The sequence below is a fragment of the Nguyenibacter vanlangensis genome (assembly GCF_013376155.1).
GTDB lineage: Bacteria > Pseudomonadota > Alphaproteobacteria > Acetobacterales > Acetobacteraceae > Gluconacetobacter > Gluconacetobacter vanlangensis.
The window spans coordinates 1-3,127 of the sequence record NZ_JABXXP010000343.1; the positions used below are offsets into that span (position 1 = coordinate 1).

A 3,127-nucleotide genomic window follows, 5' to 3' on the forward strand; every position below is an offset into this window, starting at 1 on the left:
GCAGTCCGGCGGGCCGCCGGGGCCGATCATCGCCGTCAGGGGGCGCTGGGCCATGTCGCGTTCGGCGGTGGTCATGGTTCCCTGCCCCGTTCCGTGCCGCGTTCCCTGGCCTGTTCTTCCCTGGCCTGTTCCTTGGCCCGCACGCCGTCCGCGATCGCGTCGATCCGGGATTCGTCGAGGTCGCCGTGCAGGGTGCGGTCGACCAGCAGGGCCGGGGCGTGGTCGCAATGGCCGAGGCAGACGATGGGCAGCAGGGTGGCCGCGCCGTCCGGCGTCGTCTGGCCAGGCTGGATGCCCAGCCGGTCGCACAGCCGGGCGCGCAGCGCGTCGGCGCCCATCAGCCAGCAGGAGACGCTGTCGCACATCATGATGACGTGCCGGCCGACCGGGCGGCGGAAGATCAGGTTGAAATAGGTCGCCACCCCGTCGAGTTCGGCCGCCGATACGCCGATGAGGCGCGCCAGTTCGACCAGATGGGCGTCGCTGACCCAGCCGAAGCGCGCCTGCACGGCGGTGAGCGCGCCGACCGTGACGCCGTGCGGGTGGTCGGTCGCCGCCATCATCGCCGCGATTTCGTCGCGCAGGTCGGACGGCAGGTCGGGCGACAGATCGGGCGGTAGATCGGGCGGGAGGGCGGGGTCAGCGGTCGACATCGGCCATCACGAAATCGATGCTGCCGATGATCGCGATCAGATCGGCGATCATGGCGCCGCGGCTGATCAGCGGGATCATCTGCAGATGGGCGAAGGAGGGGGTGCGGATGCGCGTGCGGTAGGACATGGTGCCGCCGTCGCTGAGCAGGTGATAGGCGTTGAGCCCCTTGGTGGCCTCGACGCTGGCCTGGGCCTCGCCGGGCGGGATGACCGGGCCCCAACTGACATTGAGGAAATGATGGATCAGGGTTTCGATGTCGTGCATCGTCCGCGCCCTGGCCGGCGGGGTGGTCAGCGGGTGGTCGGATTTGTACGGCCCCGCCGGCATCTGGTCGACGCATTGGCGGATGATGCGCAGACTCTGGCGGATTTCCTCGATATGCACGCGGACGCGGTCGTAGCAATCGCCGTTCGACGCGGTGGGGATGTCGAATTCGAGCTGGTCGTAGCAGGCATAGGGGGCCTGGCGCCGCAGGTCCCATTCCAGGCCGCAGGCGCGCAGGCCGGGGCCGGTGACGCCCCAGGACACGGCCTCGGCCACGTCGTAGGCGCCGACGCCGACGGTGCGGGCGCGGAAGATCGGGTTGCGCATCACCAGTTTTTCGTATTCGTCCAGCCGGGGCGGCAGATAGGCGAGGAAGTCGCGGATCAGCCCGTCCCAGCCGCGCGGCAGGTCCATCGCCACCCCGCCGATGCGGAAGAAGGCGGGGTGCATGCGGAAGCCGCAGATGGCCTCGATGATCTCGAACACCCGCTCGCGGTCGCTGAACATGTAGAAGACCGGCGAGAGCTGGCCGACATCCTGCGACATGGTGCCGTAGAACACCAGGTGGCTGGCGATGCGGAACAGTTCGGCCAGCATGACGCGCATCATCTGCGCCCGTGGGGGGACATCGATGCCGGCCAGCCGTTCGACCGCCATGACGTAGGGGAAATTATTCATGACCCCGCCCAGGTAGTCGACCCGGTCGGTATAGGGGATGAAGCCGTGCCAGGTCTGGCGTTCGGCCATCTTCTCGGCCCCGCGATGGTGGAAGCCGATATCGGGCACCGCGTCGACGATGCGTTCGCCCGCGAGTTGCAGCACGATGCGGAAGACGCCGTGCACGCTGGGATGGTTGGGGCCGAGATTGAGGAACATGAAATCGGTGTTGTCGGCGTGGCGGGCCATGCCCCAGGCGCCGGGATCGAAGCGCAGGGCCTGCTGTTCGGCCATTTCGTGCTCTTCGGTCAGGCTGTAGGGCGGCATTTCCGTCGCGCGGGCATAATGGTCCTTGCGCAGCGGGTGGCCGGTCCAGGTGGGCGGGGTGAGGATGCGGCGCAGGAAGGGATGGCCGTCGAAGGCGATGCCGAACAGGTCCCAGACCTCGCGTTCGTACCAGTTGGCGTTGGGCCACAGATCGGCGATCGACGGGGCCGACGGCGCGCCTTGGGACAGCGCGCCCTGGGACAGCGGCACCTTGAGGCGCAGCGCGTCGCCCGCGCCGGCGAAGGCCATGAAATGATAGACCAGGGTGAAATCGGCATCGGGCAGGCCGGCGCGGTGGGTGCGCTGGCGCTCGTCGATCGCCGTGAGGTCGAACAGCATGCGCAGCGCGGTGGGATGGCGCAGCAATGCTGCGATCGCGCGCAGGTCCTGGGGGACGATCCAGAGCGTGGGGATGCCGTCGCGCGTCGTTTCGGCCAGGCGCGGCATGTGCGGCGGCAGGCCGGAGAGTTGCGCGAGCATGGTGACGGAATCGGCCGGTGCGGTGCGCTGTTCGAGGTCGGCGACGCCCATCGGACCGTTCCCCGTCAGATCGTGTCGGGGCTGCGCAGGGTCTGCGCGGCGCGGCGTTCGGCGCGTTTGGCGTCGCGCAGGCTGGGCGGGGTGACGCGTTCCACCCCCTGCGGGCCGACCATCCAACTGAGCGGCCGGCGCTGGGTGCCGATCGATTGCTGCAGCAGCATCAATCCTTCGAGCAGGGCGTCGGGGCGGGGTGGGCAGCCGGGGACGTAGACATCGACCGGCAGGAAGCTGTCGACCCCCTGTACCACGCTGTAGATATCGTACATCCCGCCCGAATTGGCGCAGGAGCCCATGGAGATGACCCAGCGGGGTTCGAGCATCTGGTCGTAGAGATATTTGACGATGGGCGCCATCTTCACGAACACCGTGCCCGAGATGACGATCAGGTCGGCCTCGCGCGGGGTGGCGCGCAGGACCTCGGACCCGAAGCGGGCGATGTCGTATTTGCTGGTGAAGGCGGTGGCCATTTCGACATAGCAGCAGGACAGGCCGAAATTGAACGGCCAGACCGAGTGGGCCTGCCCCCAGGAGACGAAATCCTGCAGGCGGCCCATGACCAGGTTGCGCCGCACGGTTTCGGTCATTGTGGGGTTGGGCATGTCGGGGCCGGGCGGGGCGGGGTTGGACGGCGGGGCGTCGCCCGGCCGGGTGAGGGACCAGCGCATCAGACGCCCCCCGTGCCTGC

General features: G+C 68.6%; 3 protein-coding genes. All 3 read right to left on the reverse strand.

Annotated features, from left to right (window positions below; all coding sequences use genetic code 11):
• Positions 1-71: 71 nt before the first annotated feature.
• From nuoE to HUK84_RS13515, 3 genes are read right to left on the reverse strand one after another with little or no spacing between them, the layout of a single operon-like run.
• Positions 72-653, reverse strand: a complete 582-nt coding sequence (gene nuoE / locus HUK84_RS13505) for an NADH-quinone oxidoreductase subunit NuoE (protein ID WP_176640754.1) — start codon at positions 651-653, stop codon at positions 72-74.
• Positions 640-2,433 carry an NADH-quinone oxidoreductase subunit C/D gene (gene nuoC, locus HUK84_RS13510; RefSeq protein WP_176640755.1) on the reverse strand — a complete coding sequence of 598 codons (1,794 nt, stop codon included), beginning with the start codon at positions 2,431-2,433 and terminating at the stop codon, positions 640-642. The genes nuoE and nuoC overlap by 14 nt, the downstream gene beginning before the upstream one ends.
• A gap of 14 nt (positions 2,434-2,447) precedes the next feature.
• Positions 2,448-3,107 (reverse strand): NADH-quinone oxidoreductase subunit B, encoded by a 660-nt coding sequence (locus HUK84_RS13515; RefSeq protein ID WP_176640756.1) that lies wholly within the window; start codon positions 3,105-3,107, stop codon positions 2,448-2,450.
• Positions 3,108-3,127: the final 20 nt, after the last annotated feature.